The 17,808-nt window shown below is 64.2% G+C and carries 20 protein-coding genes and 1 tRNA gene; 8 read left to right on the forward strand and 13 right to left on the reverse strand.

Annotated elements, in window-relative coordinates:
• Nucleotides 1-147 precede the first annotated feature (147 nt).
• Genes QCE64_RS01060 through QCE64_RS01070 form a run of 3 tightly spaced genes read left to right on the forward strand, consistent with a single transcriptional unit; the run spans nucleotide 148 to nucleotide 2,130 of the window.
• On the forward strand, nucleotides 148-846 hold the full coding sequence (locus tag QCE64_RS01060; protein WP_309913513.1) for a fumarylacetoacetate hydrolase family protein: 699 nt from the start codon (nucleotides 148-150) through the stop codon (nucleotides 844-846).
• A 10-nt stretch (nucleotides 847-856) separates the two neighbouring features.
• On the forward strand, nucleotides 857-1,501 hold the full coding sequence (gene maiA, locus QCE64_RS01065; protein WP_310002456.1) for a maleylacetoacetate isomerase: 645 nt from the start codon (nucleotides 857-859) through the stop codon (nucleotides 1,499-1,501).
• On the forward strand, nucleotides 1,498-2,130 hold the full coding sequence (locus QCE64_RS01070) for a LysE/ArgO family amino acid transporter (RefSeq protein ID WP_310002457.1): 633 nt from the start codon (nucleotides 1,498-1,500) through the stop codon (nucleotides 2,128-2,130). Before maiA ends, QCE64_RS01070 begins: the two co-directional genes overlap by 4 nt.
• 62 nt (nucleotides 2,131-2,192) lie before the next feature.
• Here the strand turns inward: QCE64_RS01070 and ftsY are convergent, their stop codons facing one another.
• Nucleotides 2,193-3,443 carry a signal recognition particle-docking protein FtsY gene (gene ftsY / locus QCE64_RS01075; protein WP_309913519.1) on the reverse strand — a complete coding sequence of 417 codons (1,251 nt, stop codon included), beginning with the start codon at nucleotides 3,441-3,443 and terminating at the stop codon, nucleotides 2,193-2,195.
• Between the two features lie 259 nt (nucleotides 3,444-3,702).
• Between ftsY and rsmD the strand changes: the two genes are divergently transcribed.
• The 3 genes from rsmD (at nucleotide 3,703) to QCE64_RS01090 (ending at nucleotide 5,271) form a co-directional block, all read left to right on the forward strand.
• Nucleotides 3,703-4,329, forward strand: a complete 627-nt coding sequence (rsmD, locus tag QCE64_RS01080) for a 16S rRNA (guanine(966)-N(2))-methyltransferase RsmD (protein WP_309929015.1) — start codon at nucleotides 3,703-3,705, stop codon at nucleotides 4,327-4,329.
• A gap of 100 nt (nucleotides 4,330-4,429) precedes the next feature.
• Nucleotides 4,430-4,936 carry a pantetheine-phosphate adenylyltransferase gene (gene coaD, locus QCE64_RS01085; protein WP_309807118.1) on the forward strand — a complete coding sequence of 169 codons (507 nt, stop codon included), beginning with the start codon at nucleotides 4,430-4,432 and terminating at the stop codon, nucleotides 4,934-4,936.
• A gap of 77 nt (nucleotides 4,937-5,013) precedes the next feature.
• Entirely contained in the window at nucleotides 5,014-5,271 is a 258-nt protein-coding gene (locus tag QCE64_RS01090; RefSeq protein ID WP_309807119.1) for a YfhL family 4Fe-4S dicluster ferredoxin, read from the forward strand.
• A 15-nt stretch (nucleotides 5,272-5,286) separates the two neighbouring features.
• Here QCE64_RS01090 and hisC read toward each other — a convergent pair whose 3' ends face one another.
• The 8 genes from hisC to QCE64_RS01130 all read right to left on the reverse strand — a co-directional run bounded on the left by hisC (nucleotide 5,287) and on the right by QCE64_RS01130 (nucleotide 12,415).
• Nucleotides 5,287-6,354, reverse strand: a complete 1,068-nt coding sequence (gene hisC, locus QCE64_RS01095) for a histidinol-phosphate transaminase (protein ID WP_309929017.1) — start codon at nucleotides 6,352-6,354, stop codon at nucleotides 5,287-5,289.
• A gap of 12 nt (nucleotides 6,355-6,366) precedes the next feature.
• Entirely contained in the window at nucleotides 6,367-6,969 is a 603-nt protein-coding gene (pth, locus tag QCE64_RS01100; protein WP_310002458.1) for an aminoacyl-tRNA hydrolase, read from the reverse strand.
• A gap of 125 nt (nucleotides 6,970-7,094) precedes the next feature.
• Nucleotides 7,095-7,715, reverse strand: coding sequence for a 50S ribosomal protein L25/general stress protein Ctc (locus tag QCE64_RS01105; protein WP_309811349.1), 621 nt, complete (start codon nucleotides 7,713-7,715; stop codon nucleotides 7,095-7,097).
• Nucleotides 7,716-7,870: 155 nt separating this feature from the next.
• Nucleotides 7,871-8,824, reverse strand: coding sequence for a ribose-phosphate pyrophosphokinase (locus QCE64_RS01110; protein ID WP_309807122.1), 954 nt, complete (start codon nucleotides 8,822-8,824; stop codon nucleotides 7,871-7,873).
• A 50-nt stretch (nucleotides 8,825-8,874) separates the two neighbouring features.
• Nucleotides 8,875-8,951, reverse strand: a tRNA-Gln gene (locus QCE64_RS01115).
• A 55-nt stretch (nucleotides 8,952-9,006) separates the two neighbouring features.
• A complete protein-coding gene (ispE, locus tag QCE64_RS01120; protein ID WP_309929019.1) occupies nucleotides 9,007-9,888 on the reverse strand; it encodes a 4-(cytidine 5'-diphospho)-2-C-methyl-D-erythritol kinase in 882 nt (293 codons plus the stop codon).
• 29 nt (nucleotides 9,889-9,917) lie between these two features.
• The gene (lolB, locus tag QCE64_RS01125; protein WP_309913530.1) at nucleotides 9,918-10,538 is read right to left on the reverse strand and encodes a lipoprotein insertase outer membrane protein LolB; all 621 of its coding nucleotides are present in this window, start codon (nucleotides 10,536-10,538) and stop codon (nucleotides 9,918-9,920) included.
• Nucleotides 10,538-12,415, reverse strand: a complete 1,878-nt coding sequence (locus tag QCE64_RS01130) for a tetratricopeptide repeat protein (RefSeq protein WP_309913532.1) — start codon at nucleotides 12,413-12,415, stop codon at nucleotides 10,538-10,540. Before QCE64_RS01130 ends, lolB begins: the two co-directional genes overlap by 1 nt.
• A gap of 84 nt (nucleotides 12,416-12,499) precedes the next feature.
• Here QCE64_RS01130 and mutM point away from each other — a divergent pair, with 84 nt between their 5' ends.
• Nucleotides 12,500-13,330 carry a bifunctional DNA-formamidopyrimidine glycosylase/DNA-(apurinic or apyrimidinic site) lyase gene (gene mutM / locus QCE64_RS01135; protein ID WP_309913534.1) on the forward strand — a complete coding sequence of 277 codons (831 nt, stop codon included), beginning with the start codon at nucleotides 12,500-12,502 and terminating at the stop codon, nucleotides 13,328-13,330.
• Between the two features lie 5 nt (nucleotides 13,331-13,335).
• Complete coding sequence (gene mutY / locus QCE64_RS01140) at nucleotides 13,336-14,397, forward strand: A/G-specific adenine glycosylase (protein WP_310002459.1); 1,062 nt, start codon at nucleotides 13,336-13,338, stop codon at nucleotides 14,395-14,397.
• Between the two features lie 14 nt (nucleotides 14,398-14,411).
• Here the strand turns inward: mutY and QCE64_RS01145 are convergent, their stop codons facing one another.
• From QCE64_RS01145 to ptsN, 4 genes are all read right to left on the reverse strand, one after another.
• The gene (locus QCE64_RS01145; RefSeq protein ID WP_310002460.1) at nucleotides 14,412-15,053 is read right to left on the reverse strand and encodes an LON peptidase substrate-binding domain-containing protein; all 642 of its coding nucleotides are present in this window, start codon (nucleotides 15,051-15,053) and stop codon (nucleotides 14,412-14,414) included.
• A 34-nt stretch (nucleotides 15,054-15,087) separates the two neighbouring features.
• Nucleotides 15,088-15,984: an RNase adapter RapZ gene (gene rapZ, locus QCE64_RS01150; RefSeq protein WP_310002461.1), complete on the reverse strand. Its 897-nt coding sequence runs from the start codon at nucleotides 15,982-15,984 to the stop codon at nucleotides 15,088-15,090.
• Between the two features lie 100 nt (nucleotides 15,985-16,084).
• Nucleotides 16,085-17,053 carry an HPr(Ser) kinase/phosphatase gene (gene hprK / locus QCE64_RS01155; protein ID WP_061172712.1) on the reverse strand — a complete coding sequence of 323 codons (969 nt, stop codon included), beginning with the start codon at nucleotides 17,051-17,053 and terminating at the stop codon, nucleotides 16,085-16,087.
• Nucleotides 17,054-17,254: 201 nt separating this feature from the next.
• A complete protein-coding gene (gene ptsN / locus QCE64_RS01160; RefSeq protein ID WP_309913543.1) occupies nucleotides 17,255-17,710 on the reverse strand; it encodes a PTS IIA-like nitrogen regulatory protein PtsN in 456 nt (151 codons plus the stop codon).
• Between the last annotated feature and the right edge of the window lie 98 nt (nucleotides 17,711-17,808).

Here is a 17,808-nt window from a genome sequence, read left to right on the forward strand (position 1 = left end):
CCGAAAGCTCTGAAAGCCGCGCCGCACAAGGCGCACCGGCCTCGCCACGAGTTGCGCGGGCACGTTAAACTCCTTCTTCTCACGCAGCGTGCGGCCGAACCGCGCGTTCAAGCTTTGCCAATCCAGAATCAGCACCAGGAGAGCGGGATGACTTATGTGTTTCCTCCGGCGTCGGCCGCGGCCGTGCCCGTCGACGGTTCGAACGAGCAGTTTCCCGTGCGCCGCATCTACTGCGTCGGACGCAACTACGAGGCCCATGCGCGTGAAATGGGTCACGACCCGGATCGCGAGCCGCCGTTCTTCTTCAGCAAGCCGGCCGACGCCGTGCTGAATGTCGCGCCCGGCGCTACCGGCGAGTTGCCCTATCCGTCACAGACCAGGAACCTGCATTTCGAGATGGAACTGGTCGCGGCGATCGGCAAGCAGGGCAAGGACATTCCCGCCGAACGCGGGCTCGATTACGTCTACGGCTACGCGCTCGGCCTCGACATGACGCGCCGCGACCTGCAGGCCGAAGCCAAGAAGCTCGGCCGTCCGTGGGACACCGCGAAGGGCTTCGACCACTCCGCGCCGATCGGCCCCATTCACCCGGTGTCGAAGGTCGGGCACCTCGAAAAGAGCGCGATCTGGCTGACCGTCAACGGCGAGGAAAAGCAGCGCTCGGATATCTCTCAACTGATCTGGTCGGTGGGCGAGACGGTGGCCTACCTGTCGACCCTGTTCGAACTGTTCCCCGGCGATCTCATCTTCACCGGCACGCCCGAGGGCGTCGGCGCGGTCGTGAAGGGCGACTTGATGAAGGGCGGCGTGGACGGCATCGGTGAATTTTCGGTGCGTGTGGTCTGAGCCCGCGGCCATGAAGCTCTACAGCTATTTCCGCAGTTCGGCGGCGTATCGCGTGCGCATCGCGCTGAACCTCAAGGGGCTCGACTACGAGTACGCCGCCATCCATCTGCTGCGCGACGGCGGCGAACAGCTCAAGGCCGACTATCGCGCGGTGAATCCGGACGGCATCGTGCCGGCGCTGGTCGATGGCGACGACACGCTCACGCAATCGCTCGCGATCATCGAATATCTGGAGGAGACGCATCCGGAGCCGCCGCTGCTGCCGAAGCATCCCGCCGATCGCGCGTTCGTGCGTTCAGTGGCGCTGCAGGTCGCGTGCGAAATCCATCCGCTCGACAATCTGCGCGTGCTCAAGTACCTGAAACACCAGGTCAAGGTGCCCGACGAATCGAAGGATGCGTGGTACAGGCACTGGGTGGAAACCGGCTTCGCATCGTTGGAACAGCGCCTCGCTGCGGACCGGCGCGTCGGCGCGCTGACCTTCGGCGACACGCCCACCGTTGCCGATCTCTGCCTCGTGCCGCAGGTGTTCAATGCGCGGCGTTTCGGGATCGACGTGAGCCGTTATCCGACCATCGAGCGCATCGCGGATCACGCGGGCACGCTGGATGCCTTCGCCCGGGCCGCGCCGGCGCAGCAGCCAGACGCCGAATGACGGCGGCGGTTTCGGCCGGGGCGTTGCCAGGATTCCTGTCGGGCGCGGGACTCGGCGCGAGCCTCATCATGGCGATCGGCGCTCAGAATGCCTTCGTGCTGTGGCAAGGGCTGAAGCGCAGGCATGTCGGCGTCGTCGTGACGATCTGCGCGGCGATCGATGTGCTGCTGATCGCGCTGGGCGTCGGCGGCATGGGCGCGCTCATTTCGCGGGCGCCCGTGCTGCTCGACGTGATCCGCTGGGCGGGCGCGATCTTCGTGTTCCTGTACGGCGTGCGCGCGTTCCTCGCGGCCTGGCGCGGGCCCGGACATCTGCATGCCGCGGACGGCGAAACGCAGACGGCGCTCGGCGCGGCGTCGACGGTGCTCGCGCTGTCGCTGCTCAATCCACACGTTTATCTCGACACCGTCGTGCTGCTGGGCGGCATCGGCGCGCAGCGCGGCTGGCCCGGCAATGCATGGTTCGCGGCGGGCGCCATGTGTTCGTCGATTGTCTGGTTCACCGCGCTCGGCTATGGCGCGCGCTTGCTGGAGCCATGGTTCGAGAAGGACGTCTCTTGGCGCGTGCTGGACGTGATCGTGGGCTGTGTAATGTGGTGGATCGCGGCGTCGCTGCTTCTCGCACGATGAATCGCCCGATGAAAAAAGGGCGTTCGCATCGAACGCCCTAGTTCTTTCCGCAGACCCCGGATTCAACCCAGCAATGCGTCCGCGAATTCCTCCGCGCTGAACGGCTGCAGATCCTCGACCTTCTCGCCCACGCCGATGAAATAAACCGGAATGGGCCGCTGCCGCGCGATGGCCGCGATGATGCCGCCCTTCGCCGTGCCATCCAGTTTCGTGACGATCAGGCCGGTGAGGCCGAGCGCGTCGTCGAACGCCTTCACTTGCGCGAGCGCGTTCTGGCCGGTGTTGGCATCGATCACGAGCAGCACTTCGTGCGGCGCATCGGGCATGGCCTTCGCGATCACGCGGCGCACCTTGCGCAGCTCTTCCATCAAGTGCAATTGCGTGGGCAGGCGTCCGGCGGTGTCGGCCATCATGACGTCGATCTTGCGGGCGCGCGCCGCACCGACCGCGTCGAAGATCACCGCGGCGGCATCGCCGCTTTCCTGCGCGATCACGGTCACGTTGTTGCGTTCGCCCCAGACCATCAGCTGCTCGCGCGCGGCGGCGCGGAAGGTGTCGCCGGCGGCCAGCAGCACGGACTGGTTGAAGCGCTGCAGATGCTTCGCCAGCTTGCCGATACTCGTCGTCTTGCCGACGCCGTTCACGCCCGCGATCATCATCACCAGCGGCTGTGCGCGGCCGAGCATCAGCGATTTTTCGAGCGGACGCAGCAGATCGATCAGCAATTCGCGCAGGGCAGCCTTGACCTGCGACGCCTCGGTCAGACGTTCCGAGCGCACTTTCTCGCGCAGGGATTCGAGCAGGAATTCGGTGGCGTCGATGCCGGCATCGGACATCAGCAGCGCGGTCTCGAGTTCTTCGTACAGATCCTCGTCGATCTTCGCGCTGACGAAGATGCCCGTCAGGTTGGAGCTCGTCTTCGACAGGCCGTGACGCAGGCGCGAGAGCCAGGACTTCTTCGCGGCGGGGTCGGCATCGGGCGGCGGGACGATTTCCTCGCTCGCCTGATCCGTTTCCGGGCCGCGCGACCATTGCGACTGCGTGCGGCCTTGCCAGTAGGGTTTTGCGTCTTCGGCGTGCGCTGACGGGACAGGTGCAGGTGCGGGCGTAGGTGCAGGCGCAGGCGCGGGCGCAGTAACAGGCGCTGGTGCCGCAGCAGGCTCATCCTGTGCCGCTTCTTCCGCCGCGAGCGCTTGCCGTTCGAGCTCGGCGTCAGACACTTCTTCCTCGCCGGACGCCTCGGGCGACAAGTCCTCGGGCGTGTCGAGCGGCTCGTCAGCCGGCTTTTTGAATTTCTTGAAGAAGCTGAACATGGGTGTGTGGCGATGATGCGCGCGTCATCCGTCGGCCTGTCGCGTGCGCCCGCCGGGCGCCTCGCCGGCAAGCCCGCGCGAAGGAATGGAAGCCGCGTATTTTATCAGGCGCGCGGAGCCCTTTCCGGGGCGCAAGCGCACGGTTCGCGGCACTGCGGGCCGCTGTGGTAACGTGGGCGCTCGATGCGCACGAAAACCAATCGCGAACAATCGCAATCCAGACGAAAACTGCGCGCCCGGAATCGAATCCCGTTGCCTCATGCCTCGCTCCCCAGCTACCCGCTCCGTTCTGCCCAGCCATACGCCCTCGCGCGGTGGCAAACCTCACACCATCCGCATCATCGGCGGCGACTGGAAGCGCACGCCGCTGCCGGTGCTCGATCTCGACGGCCTGCGTCCCACGCCCGATCGCGTGCGCGAGACGCTCTTCAACTGGCTCGGCCAGGACATGAGCGGACAGCACTGTCTCGATCTGTTTGCCGGCAGCGGCGCGCTCGGCTTCGAAGCGGCGTCGCGCGGCGCCGCGCGCGTGCTGATGGTCGAGCGCAACGCCAAGGCCGCTGCCCAAATGCGCGCGAACCAGGCGAAACTCGGCGCACGCAACATCGAGATCGCCGAAGCCGATGCGCTGCGCCTGGCCGCGAGCCTCGCGCCCGGCAGCTTCGACGTCGTCTTCCTGGATCCGCCATTCGGCGATCAGGCGCTGCTCTTGCGCGCGCTCGAACTGGCGGCGCCGCTCGTCAATGCCGATGGCGCGCTTTACGTCGAATGCGGCGATCTGCTGGACGTGTCGCAGATCGAAGCGCTGGCCGGCTGGTCGGTGGTGCGTGACGGCAAGGCGGGTGCGGTCCGCTATCATTTGCTGCGCCGCCAAAATGAGGAATAATGCGCGTTCCCCAGACTGGCGCAGCCGGTGATGCGGGACGTGAAGCAGAACAGGTCGTCGCAAAGACGCGGCCCAAGGTCAATTGGAAGAGGAGAAGCCCATGGTTGTCGCCGTGTATCCGGGAACGTTCGACCCGCTGACTCGCGGGCATGAGGACATCGTCCGGCGCGCATCGAGCATCTTTGATCAGCTCGTCGTGGGCGTGGCGGACAGCCGGGCGAAGAAGCCGTTTTTCTCGCTGCAGGAAAGGCTGGATATCGCGCACGACGTGCTCGGTCACTATCCCAACGTGCAGGTGAGCAGCTTCACCGGCTTGCTGAAGGACTTCGTGCGCAAGAACAACGCGCGCGTCATCGTGCGCGGCCTGCGCGCCGTGTCGGACTTCGAATACGAATTCCAGATGGCCGGCATGAACCGCTACCTGCTGCCCGATGTCGAGACGATGTTCATGACGCCGTCGGATCAGTACCAGTTCATCTCGGGGACGATCGTGCGCGAGATTGCGCAGCTGGGCGGCGATGTCAGCAAGTTCGTGTTCCCGTCCGTGGAAAAGCGGCTGACCGATAAAGTGGTTATCCTGTCTCAGAAGGATTCCGCGGCGCCCTGAAGCGCCGGACCCGCCACCCGGATGACCGGGCGCGCGGGTTTCATGCCGGTGCGAGAACCGGCGCAAGAGAGTGAAGCATGTCTTTGATCATCACCGACGAGTGCATCAACTGCGACGTTTGCGAGCCCGAGTGCCCGAACGACGCCATTTCGATGGGTCCCGAGATCTACGTGATCGACCCGAACAAATGCACGGAGTGCGTCGGCCACTATGACGAGCCGCAGTGCCAGCAGGTCTGTCCCGTCGAATGCATTCCGCGCGATCCGGCGCATGTGGAAACGCCGGAACAGTTGCTCGTCAAATACCGCGCGTTGATGGCGGCGAAGGGCGAATAAGCCCTTCCTCCACGTTCAGCCCATCACTTCGTTCAAGGCCGCGACGAGCGCAGCGCATTCAGCCGGCGTGCCGATCGAGATCCGCAGATGCTGGTCGATGCGCGGCAGCCTGAAGTGACGCACGAAGATCTCGCGAGTCTTGAGCGCGGCGGCGAGCGTTGCGGCGTCGTGCGCGGGATGCTTCGCGAACACGAAATTCGCAGCCGACGGCAGCACGCCGAAACCCAGTTCCTGTAGCTGAGCCACGAGCGTTTCACGGCTCGCCACGACCTTCGCGCAACATTGTTCGAACCACGACGGATCCTCGTAGGAGGCCTGCGCCGCGACTTGTGCAAGCCGGTCGAGCGGATACGAGTTGAAGCTGTCCTTCACGCGCGTCAGCGCTTCGATCAACGCCGCATCGCCGAATGCAAAGCCCACGCGCATGCCGGCCAGCGAGCGCGCCTTCGACGTCGTCTGCACGACCAGCAGGTTCGGATAGGCGTCGATCAGGCTCACGGCCGATTCCGCGCCGAAATCCACATACGCTTCATCGACGATCACCGGTGCGTCCGGATTCGCCTTCAGCAGCACCTCGATCTCGGACAGCGGCAAGGCGCGGCCGGTCGGGGCGTTCGGATTCGGCAGCAGCACGCCGCCGCTCGGCGCACGGTAATCGTCCACGTCGATGGCGAAGTCCGCGTTCAGCGGAACCGTCCGGTACTCGACGCCGTACAGCTGCGCATACACCGGATAGAAGCTGTAGGTGATATCGGGGAAGGCGATCGGCCGCTCATGCTTCAACAGCGCCTGGAACGCATGCGCCAGCACTTCGTCCGAACCATTGCCGACGAACACCTGCTCGACGCGCAGACCATGATGCCGCGCGACGGTTTCACGCAGCGCGCGCGCGGTCGGATCGGGATACTTGCGCAACGACGCGCCGTCCTCGCCGAGTTCGCGGCGAATCGCCTCAAGCACGCGCGGCGACGGCGGATAGGGATTCTCGTTGGTATTCAGCTTGACGGGATGCGCCAGCGCGGGCTGTTCGCCCGGCACATACGGCGTCAGTCGATGAACGATGTCGCTCCAGAAACGGCTCACGGTCGGCTCCAGTCAGGGGTTACGGTGCAGGTTCATCATCGCGCGCCCGGCTTCCCCGGCGACGACGAAAGGCATCACGGCGAGCGCGCGCTCGATCGACTGATCGATCACGTCCTGCTCTTCGCGTCGCGGCGGCTTCAGCACGAAGTTCGCGACATCGGGCTTCGCGCCCGCGCGCGCGCCTTCGGGAATCAGATCGCGCGGATGCCCGATGCCGATCCGCAAGCGCCAGTACTGCTGCGACGACAGATGCGCGGAGATGTCCTTGAGGCCGTTGTGGCCGCCGCTGCCGCCGCCGAGCTTCATCTTGACGGTGCCGGGCGGCAGGTCGAGTTCGTCGTGCGCGACGAGGATGTCATCGGGCAGGATCTTGAAGAACTGCGCGAGCGCGACCACCGATTGCCCCGAGCGGTTCATGAAGGTCTGCGGTTCCAGCAGATGCACTTCGTGGCCGTGCAGGCGTCCCTTGCCGTAGAAACCGTGGAAGCGGCGTTCGTCGCGCAGCGTGGCGCCGGCGTCGCGTGCCAGTTGGTCGACGAACCAGAAGCCCGCGTTATGCCGCGTCGCGGTGTATTCGGCGCCTGGATTGCCCAGGCCGACGATCAGCTTGATCATGTCGAATCAGCGCAAGCCCGAAGGCCCGCTCGGTCAGAAGCCAAAAAAAACCCGCCGGGCTTGCGCACCGGCGGGTCACGTCGACCGCCCTTGCGGACGGATCGAGAGGATAGCGATAAAGACGCTTATTCGGCAGCCGGCGTTTCGCCTTGAGCTGCTTCGCCAGACTCTTCCGACACGACGGCAGCCGGAATGGTCGCCGAAGCCACCACCGGGTTTTCTGCGTCGACGGCGATCGTCAGGCTCACGCCCTTCGGCAGCGCGATGTCCTTGGCGTGCATCGTCTGGCCGGCTTCGATCTTGGCCAGATCGATTTCCAGGAACTCAGGCAGGTCTGCCGGCAGGCATTCCACTTCCAGTTCCGTCACGACGTGGCTGATCACCGCGCCCGACAGCTTCACGGCCGGGTTGGTTTCCTGGTTCATGAAGTGCAGCGGCACCTTGGTGTGCAACTTCTTGTTCGCATCAACGCGTTGGAAGTCCACGTGCAGCACGTACTGCTTGAACGGGTGGTATTGCACGTCGCGCAGGAGAACCTGTTGCGACTTGCCGGCCACTTCCAGTTCCAGGATCGACGAATGGAACACTTCTTTCTTCAGGGCATGCCACAGGGCGTTGTGATCGAGTTCGACCAGTTGAACGTCCGCAGCACCACCGTACACGATACCCGGGGTCTTGCCCGAGTTGCGCAGGCGGCGGCTCGCACCCGTACCTTGCTTGCTACGCTCGAAAGCGACGACTTTCATGTTTGACTCCTCTATCTGCCCGCGACCAAGCAGGGAAACCGGGATCATCGAAAAGGTGTGATCCCACAACAAGCGATGCGAACCTTCGTACGTTCGCATCGATCATGCAAAAAGACGCGAAGCCTGAGGGTTTCGCGTCTTTTCGCCAATTCTGCTTAACCTTCGGCGAACAGCGAGATCACCGAGTCGCCGCGCCGGATGCGGGAGAACGTCTCCGCGAGCAGGCCTGCGCTCGACAGCGGGCGGATCTTCGCGCACGCCAGGGATTCGGCCGAGAGCGGAATGGTATCCGTCACGACGAGTTCATCCAGTTCCGACGCCGTGATGCGCGCCGCCGCGCCGCCCGACAGGACCGGGTGGGTGGCGTAGGCGAACACCTGCTTGGCGCCGCGCTGCTTCAGCACTTGCGCGGCCTTGCACAGCGTGCCGGCGGTGTCGACCATGTCGTCCATGATGACGCAGGTACGGCCTTCGACTTCACCGATGATGTTCATCACTTCGGCGACATTCGCTTTCGGACGACGTTTGTCGATGATCGCCAGATCCGTGTTCAACTGCTTCGCGAGCGCACGCGCGCGCACCACACCGCCGACGTCCGGCGACACGACCAGCAGATGGTCATGATTCTGCTTGCGCAGGTCGCCGAGCAGTACGGGCGTGGCGTAGATGTTGTCGACGGGGATGTCGAAGAAACCTTGAATCTGGTCGGCGTGAAGGTCCATGGTGATCACGCGATCGACGCCGGCAATTTCCAGCATGTTCGCGACGACCTTTGCCGAGATGGCCACGCGCGCCGAACGCGGACGGCGGTCCTGGCGTGCATAGCCGAAGTAGGGGATGGCTGCGGTGATCCGGCCGGCGGATGCGCGCTTGAGCGCATCGACCATGATCATCAGTTCCATCAGATTGTCGTTCGTGGGAGCGCAGGTGGACTGCAGCACGAACACGTCCTTGCCCCGAACGTTTTCCTGAATCTCGACCATGATCTCGCCGTCGGAGAAACGGCTGACCATCGCTTTGCCAAGTGGGATTCCAAGGATTTTGACGACTTCCTGTGCAAGCGCGGGATTGGCGTTGCCAGTAAAAACCATCAGGCCGTCACTGCTCATCGTGCACCTGTCTGCGGCTGGGGGCGAGAGGAAAAACGCGAGAAAAAGAATGGCAGGGGAGGAAGGACTCGAACCCTCGCATGCCGGAATCAAAATCCGGTGCCTTGACCAACTTGGCGACTCCCCTACACTAACTTTGAGTTTCGCCGAGAAGTGTAGGACATGCCCGGCAAAACAAAACCTTATGACGCGAAAGCGAAGAGAGGATGAGAATCCAGACTTGCCGTTACCACACTCTTCCAGCTTGCCGGCAGTTTGACTTGCGCCATTTCTGCTTCGGCTCGGCTGGGGAAAGCGGCAAAAACGCTTGCTCCAGATCCGGTCATTCGCGCTGGCGCGAGACTGGAAAACCACTCGAGCACTTGCGCAACTTCCGCGTACTTTTCTGCAACTACAGCCTGCATGTCATTTCGACCGAAGCTGTCTGGCCAGTTAGTGTCTGACCTTTGCTGTGCAAGAAAGTCCATCATTGTGGCGACTTTCGTATCCCGTGTCAAGCTTTTTTCGGAGAAAATCGCCGCGGTTGGGACGTGGACAGCAGGATTCACCACCAGGAAGAAACGTTGCGGCAGTTTTACTGCTTGCAGCGCTTCGCCCACTCCTTCTGCGAAAGCATTTTGCCCGAAGACAAAAAACGGCACGTCCGCGCCGAGTTGCAGGCCGAGATTCTGCAGAATCTCACGCGAAAGATCAACACCCCAGAGACGATTTAACGCCAAAAGAGTCGTGGCCGCGTCGGAACTGCCTCCGCCGAGGCCCGCGCCCATCGGCAGTCGCTTGTCGATCTCGATGTCCACGCCATGCTGCACGCCTGTGTGCTGCTGGAGCAGGCGGGCGGCGCGCACCACGAGGTCGTCGGATTCCGCGACTCCCGGCACGTCCGTCTTGCGGCGGATGACGCCGTCATCGCGCCGCGTGAAGTGCAGGCGATCGCCCCAGTCGAGCAGCTGGAAAACCGTCTGCAACGAGTGATAGCCGTCCGGACGGCGTCCCGTGATGTGCAGGAAGAGGTTCAGCTTTGCCGGCGCGAGACAGTCACGGAGCGAATCGTGGGTTACGGACATGCGGTGTATTCAAACAAGGTGCGGAAACGTTACTGGTCGAGCACCAGCTTGATGTCGAGCGGCGGTTCGCTGCGCGAGAGATTCACGCGCTTGACGCCGGTGGCGGGCGCGTCGGCATAGGCCAGATAGTCGATCGTCCAGCCGTCCTGCTTGATCTCCTTCGGACGGCCGTTGTTCGCCTCGGGATCCAGCGTGGTCTGCGCGCGGGAAGTGGGCGCGGCCGACGGCTGCAGCCAGTAGCGCAGACCTTCCACCGGCAGCGCGAAGCCAAGCGTGTTCTGCATGAGCTGCGACACGTTGTCGGCGCTGGCGGGCTGCCGGTTCGGCAGTTCGAGCGTGGCGAGCGACGGTGACGACGTCACGATCGCCATCGTCTGGCCGAGCGGATTGCGCAGTTGCAGCGTGACGGTGTCGCCGGTTTCCTGCCAGTCGAAGTTGCCATACGCGTTGCGCTGCACGCCGTTCTGGTCGTTGTACTGCACCGAGAAGCGGCCGTGGTACTCACGGCTCGTCTGCGTCGAGAGGGACGTGCTGGCGTTGGAGGTCGTGGGAAGCCGCGGCTGGAGCGCGCAACCGGACATCGCGAGTACGGTTGCGAGGCCGAGCGCACCGCGTCGAAGGGATGCGCCGGCGAGAAAGTCGAATGCCATCAAAGATCGTTTACCTGGAGTCGTTTGAGCGTTTTGACGAGCGTGTCGTTGTCCGGTTCGAGTTTTTGCGCCTGGCGCCACGTGGCGCGCGCCTCGTCCTGCTGCCCGGACTTCCACTGGACTTCGCCCAGATGCGCGCCGATCTCCGCGTTCGGCTGAATCTTGTACGCGCTCGACAGGATCTTTTCCGCTTCCGCCGCATTGCCCTGACGGAAGCGCGCCCAGCCGAGGCTGTCCATGATGAAGGCGTCGTTCGGCGCGAGCGCGACCGCTTTCTCGATCAGCTTCACGGCTTCGTCGAGCCGCTGGTTGCGATCGACCAGCGAATAACCGAGCGCGTTGTAGGCCTGCGGATTGTTCGGCTGCGTGCGCATCAGCGTGCGCAACTGCGTTTCCATCACGTCGTAGTGGCCGTTCTTCTCGGCGGCCATTGCGTAGTCGTAGATGAGATCGGGATCATCGGGAAAGGCCGCGACAGCCTTCGCGAGGTTATCTTCCGCTTCCGGATAGCGATGCGCCTCGAACAGAATGGCCGAGTCCGTGCGCGCGAGCAACGCGAGGTCGCGCGGGTCGGAGCTCTGGAGGTTGCCGAGCAGCGCACGCGCTTCATCGACCTTGCCCTGCTTCGCGAGGATCTGCGCGCGCGTGATCTGCGCGGGCAGGTATTGCTGGCTCGTGCGCGGAATGCGGTCGAGCCACTGGCTCGCGACGTCGTCGTTCTTCTGTTCCAGCGCCATCTGCGCCAGGTAGATGTACGCCTGTCCCGGGTCCGCGCCGGGCGTGTTCTCCGCGGCCTTCGCGTACTGGTTCAGGTAATCCTGCGCCTTGTCGAACTGCTTCTTCTGGATGTTGATCAGCGCGAGCGCCATCAGCGGCGTCAGATCCTTCGCGTCGTTCTTGCGCATGATCTCGAACTGCTTCTGCGCGTCGTCGAGCCGGTCGGCCGACAGATACAGCTGCGCCAGCGCAAGCCGTGCATCATGCGACTTCGGGTTCTTGTCGACGTACTTCTCGAACGACGCGATCCCTTCCTGACGTTCCTGCGGACCCATGCGCGCCAGCGTCAGCGCGGCCGGCAGATAGTCCGGCTTGAGCTGCAGCGCTTTTTCGAGCGACGCCTTCGCGCCCGGCTGATCGTCGGCGAGCAGTTGCTGGCGTGCAAGCGCGAGTTGCGCTTCGGGCCGGTCCTGGTCGTTGGCGGTCAGGTCCTTCAGGACATTCAAACCGCCCACCCGATTCGGCCCGCGCGCCAGCAGCGCCTGCAACGACAACAGCGCTTCGCCGCGCTGCGCGGGCGCCACTTTCGCGAGTTCGCGCTCGAGCGTGGGCTTCGCGTCTTCCGGCTTGCCGGCGACGATCTGCAGCGACGCGCTCAGTTGCGACGCGCGCTCCGAATGCGGCGCGAACTGCTGCCAGAGTTGTGCCGATGTGAGCGCGTCGTTCGGGCTCTGGGCGGCGATGGCGATCTCGGTCGCGCGCTGCGCGAAACGCGGATCGTGCGTGTCGCGGGCCAGCGCGAGATAGGTCTGGAATGCGGGCGCGGGCTGACCGCGCTGCAGGGCGACTTCCGCGGCCAGAACCTGGAAGACGATCTGGCTGGACATCGATACGTTCGGCAGGTCCTGCGTTTCACTGCCGCTGACCGGCGCGGTGAGCAGTTCGGCGGCGTTCTGCGCGTCGGCCTGGTCGTCGCTGCTTGGAGCGGAGGTTGCGCCTGGAACGGGTGAAGCATTGGGTTCCTGAGCGTGTACGGGCGTGAACGCAAGCGCCGACATCGCAAGCGCGACGGCGCCGGCGATGCGCGACATGGGCATGGCGAACGAATGCGCCAAGCCGGCCTGACGCTTCGCAAACAGCTTCATGACGAACGGGTTCATGGAATTCCAGACGATGTTTCGGTCGATTGTAACGCGGTCGCTAAAATACCGGCACAACGCCCCAGCAAGTCTCACTCCACACAAATGCCCGAACTGCCAGAAGTCGAAGTCACCCGCCGGGGAATCGAACCGTATGTCGCCGGAAGGCGCGTCGAGCATGTCGATGTCCGCACGCCGGCCTTGCGCTGGCCGATTCCGGCGCACCTGCCGAAGACGCTCGATCGTCTGAAGATCGAGCGGGTCGAGCGGCGCGGCAAGTACCTGTTGTTCGAGACCGTGGAGGGCTGGCTGATTGTTCATCTCGGCATGACCGGCACGCTGCGCGTCCTGCGTCACACGCCGCGTCCGCCTGACGCCGCGAAGCATGATCACGTCGATATCGTGTTCGACGATTTCATCCTGCGCTTTCGCGATCCGCGCCGTTTCGGCGCGATTCTCTGGCATCCCCGCGCCGATGGCGACGTCTTCGATCATCCGCTGCTCGCGAGTCTCGGCGTCGAGCCGTTCTCGCCGGAGTTTTCGGGCGCGCTGCTGTTCCGGGAGACGCGCGGACGCAAGGTGTCGGTGAAGCAGGCGCTGCTGGCGGGCGGGATCGTCGTGGGGGTGGGCAACATTTACGCATCGGAAAGCCTGTTTCGCGCCGGCATCCGCCCGACGACCGCCGCGGGACGCATCTCGCTCGTGCGCTACGATCTGCTCGCCGACGCGGTGCGCGTGACGCTCGCCGCCGCCATTGAAAAGGGCGGCAGCACCTTGCGCGATTTCGTCGGCAGCAATGGCGAATCGGGCTATTTCCAGCTCGACTACTTCGTCTATGATCGCGCGGGCCTGCCGTGTCACGTCTGCGGCACGCCGATCAGACAGATCGTCCAGGGGCAACGCTCCACCTACTTCTGCCCGCGCTGCCAACGCTGATTCCGATGCTCGCCCTCACCGATTTCTCCACGCGCCTGATCGCGTGGCAACGCATTCACGGCCGCCACGACCTGCCGTGGCAAAACACGCGCGACGCGTATCGCATCTGGCTGTCGGAGATCATGTTGCAGCAGACGCAGGTGTCCACCGTCATCCCGTATTACGCGCGCTTTCTCGAACGGTTTCCTTCGGTGACGGCGCTCGCCGATGCCCCGCTCGACGATGTCATGGCGCTCTGGGCCGGTCTCGGCTACTACTCGCGGGCGCGCAACCTGCATCGTTGCGCGCAGGTCGTCGCGTACGAGCACGGCGGCGCCTTTCCCCAGACCGTGGACGAACTGGCGGAACTGCCTGGCATCGGCCGTTCGACGGCGGCGGCCATTGCGTCGTTCGCGTTCAGTGCGCGCGCGACGATTCTCGACGGCAACGTGAAGCGCGTGCTGGCGCGGGTATTCGGTGTCGAAGGCTTCACGGGCGAAAAGCGCGTGGAAAACGCGCTTTGGACGCTGGCCGAATCGCTGTTGCCGGATGCGGCGAAACCGGATGAAGTCACCGCGTACACGCAAGGTCTGATGGATCTCGGCGCGACGCTCTGCGTGCGCGGCAAGCCCGACTGCGCGCGTTGTCCGTTCATGGCGGATTGCGTCGCGAAGGTCGAAGGGCGGCAGCGCGAGTTGCCCGCCGCCCGGCCGAAGAAGACCGTGCCGACGCGCAAGACCTGGATGCTGGTGCTGAAGGACGGCGATTCCGTGCTGCTGGAAAAGCGCCCGCCCACGGGTATCTGGGGCGGCCTGTGGAGCCTGCCCGAAGCGGCCGACGAGACGGCGCTCGCGACGCTTGCGCAGCGCTTCGGCGGCGATGAGTCCTTGCAGCGGCTCGCACCGCTGACCCACACGTTCACTCACTTCAAGCTCGATATCGAGCCGCGTATCGGCGTGGCGCGTGGTGCGCCGCTCGAGGCGATGAACGTCGAAACCGTGTGGGCGCCGCTTGCGCGCATCGATGCCTACGGCGTGCCCTCGCCCGTGCGCAAGCTGCTCGACGCGCTGAGCGGTTCGCTGATTTAAGGCGTCACTCAGCGTCAGAGCAGCTGATGGTGCTGCATGTAGTGATGCACGACATCGATGCGCGCGCCGGCGTCCATCAGTTCCATCAGCTTCTGGCGGGCGCGCATCGGGATCGGCAGGATTTCGGAGAGGCGGTTGGACACCCAGGTGGGATCGTCGAACAGAAAGGGTTCGACGAACGGCAGATTCTGCGGTTCGCGCTCCCGGATCGTATCGATGATGCGCTCCAGCACTTCCGCGCATGCGCCGAACTTGGCCAGCGTTTCCGAGCCCTGCAAGGGCTGGTCGTCGCCCAGCAGCTGCGCGGTGCCGACCAGCAGGTTGCTCGGCTCGACGCGATGATCGATCAGCTTGAAACGCGCCGTGCCGCGCGCCTGCACGAGCAGCAGGCCGAAAGTATCGACATCGCATTCGGCGATCTCGGCAAGGCAGCCGATCGGCTCCGGCACCGACGGATCGCCCGGCGAGGCAACTTCATGCCCGCTTTTCAGCAGGCAGACGCCGAACGGCGATTGCTCGCGCAGACAACCGCGCGCCATGTCCAGGTAACGCGCCTCGAAGATCTTGAGCGGCAGCAGCCCGCCGGGAAACAGCACGGTGTGAAGCGGAAACAGCGGCACATCGTCCAGAACCGGATTCGCGGGAATCGAAGACATCGCGTCCCTCCAGGGTGGATCGCCGGCGTGGCGATCAGGTTCGCGCGTGAACCGCTTCGCCATCCACCGGGATGGGCGCGTCACGATGCCGCACGATCACATTGGCCTGGTCGCGAAAACGCGCGGCAAGCGCCTCCGCGATGAACACCGAACGATGCTGTCCGCCCGTGCATCCGACCGCAACGGTCAGATAGCTGCGGTTGTCATCGCGAAAACGTGGCAGCCATTTGCCGACGAACGCGCCGATGTCCTCGATCATCTCGCCGACCAGCGGCTGCGCCGAGAGAAAGTCGATGATGGGCTTGTCGCGGCCGGTGAAGGGGCGCAGCTCGCGGTCGTAGTAGGGATTGGGCAGGGTGCGGACGTCGAACACGAGATCGGCGTCGAGCGGCACGCCGCGCTTGAAGCCGAACGATTCGAACATCAGCGTGAGATCGGCCGCGTCGGTTTCGACGAAGCGCTTGACCCATGCGCGCAGCACGTTCGCGCGCAGATTGCTGGTGTCGATCTGATGCCCGTACTCCGCGAGGCCGGCGACCAGTTCGCGTTCGCGTTCGATCGCCTCGGCCAGCGAATTCAGCAAGCCGACGTCGGCTTCGCGCATCGGCGGACCGGACAGCGGATGACGCCGGCGTGTTTCGGAAAAGCGCTGGATGAGCGACTGCGTGCTCGCGTTCAGGAACAGCACGCGCAGGTCGTATTCTGCCGAGAGCGTGTGGATGATGCTGGGGACTTCATCGAGCGAAAGGCTGGAGCGCGCGTCGATGGCGACGGCCAGGCGGGTCTGTCCTTCCTTCGCGAGATGGGCGGCAAGTTCGGGCAGAAAACGGGGCGGCAGGTTGTCGACGCAGTAGTAGCCGCCGTCTTCCAGCGCGTTCAAGGCAACGGACTTGCCGGAACCGGAGATGCCGGTAATCAGGATGATACGCATGGGAATCGGCTCGTTCGCTTAATCTTAGCACCTGCTCTTGATTCGAATCCGGGCGCGAAATGATCGCTGCGCTCGCTGCAATCTACGTTACGCGACTGCCTCAGATCAGCTTGCCGGGAAACTGGCTGTCCGGATCCTGCATGGCGAGCCGCTGACGATCCATGAAGTCGCGCAAGGTATCGATGCCGCGCAGTTGCAGGATCGTGTTGCGCACCGCGGCTTCCACCAGCACCGCAAGGTTGCGGCCTGCTGCCACCTGGATGGTCACCTTGCTGATCGGCAGGCCGAGGACGTCGACGGTCTGGCTCTCCAGCGGCAGGCGCTGGAATTCACCGTCGGGACGGCGTACCAGCTGCACGATCAGCTTCAGTTTCATCTTCCGGCGCACGGCGGTCTCGCCGAAGATGGTCTTGATGTCGAGCAGGCCCAGACCGCGCACTTCGAGCAGGTTCTGCAACAGCGGCGGGCAGCGGCCTTCGACGAAGTCCGGGCCGAGCCGCACGAAATCGACGGCGTCGTCCGCCACCAGGCCGTGACCGCGGCTGATGAGCTCCAGGCCCAGTTCACTCTTGCCGAGACCGGAGTCGCCGGTGAGCAGCACGCCCATCCCGAGGATGTCGATGAACACGCCGTGCAAGGTCGCGCGCGGCGCGAGGATGCGCGACATGTAGGCGCGCAGGCTGTCGATGACCGCCGCCGCCGACATGCGCGTCGTGAATAGCGGCGTCGACGAGCGCGTGCAGCGCAGGACCAGTTCGGGCGGCGCGCCGACTTCGCCCGCGACGACCAGGAACGGCGGTTCGAGCGCGATCAGTTCGGCCATGTGGCGCGAACGGTCTTCGTCGGATTGGCGCTGGTAGTAGTTGATCTCGGCGTCGCCGAGCACCTGGATGCGGTTCGGGTGGATCAGGTTCAAATGGCCGACGAGGTCGGCGCTCGACGTCGCGTTCGCTACGGTTTCGCTCGAGAAACCGCGCTCCCAGCCTTCATGCCCCGTGAGCCAACTGAGCTTCAGAGTGGCGGCGTTGTCGTCGAAAATGCTTTGGGCGTTGATGCTGGACGTATCCATGAGGCCGGAACTCCGTTGGAAGCCGGGAGCAGCCTTCGCTTGACGACGAAGCGGGTTGCTTCGATACGCCGCATGGCGCTGCTTTTGACCGATTGTGCCCCAGAAGCCTGACGTAAGCGAGGCGCGTCCAATGCAGGAGCGGGACGGACGCGAACAGGACGGACACGCTCTGGACGCGGATCCGCCCGGGTCGTGCGGCTATTACGGTTGCCACTGCGTGAGCACTTGATAGAGCGCTTCACGATTTTCTTCCTTGTGCAGACGCTCGCGCGCCTCGCTGTCGGAGAGCAGTTGCGCGATCTCCGAGAGAATTTCCAGATGCTGCTGGGTGGCCTGTTCGGGCACGAGCAGGAAGATCAGGAGGGAGACCGGCTGGCCGTCGGGGGATTCGAACGCGACGGGTTCGGACAGGCGCACGAACGCGGCGAGCGGCTGCTTGAGTCCCTTGATGCGGCCATGAGGAATGGCGACGCCTTCGCCGAGGCCGGTCGAGCCGAGTCTTTCACGAGCGAAGAGGTTGTCGGTGACGATACTGCGGGCGATACCGTTCTGATTTTCGAAGATCAGGCCCGCTTGCTCGAATACACGTTTCTTGCTGGTAACGGACAGTCCGAGAACGACGTTCTCGATGGGAAGAAATTTGGCTAAACGATTCATGTTGGCAGGCTGATGCGTGGCCTGAAAGCTCCTCATCGTGGCTGCTGTCTGAAAGCGCTCACGGCGATGTGAAACAAAAAGTGCGCTGACGGCGGTTC

Origin of the sequence: Caballeronia sp. LZ043, from assembly GCF_031451075.1 — a bacterium.
Taxonomy (GTDB): Bacteria; Pseudomonadota; Gammaproteobacteria; order Burkholderiales; family Burkholderiaceae; genus Caballeronia.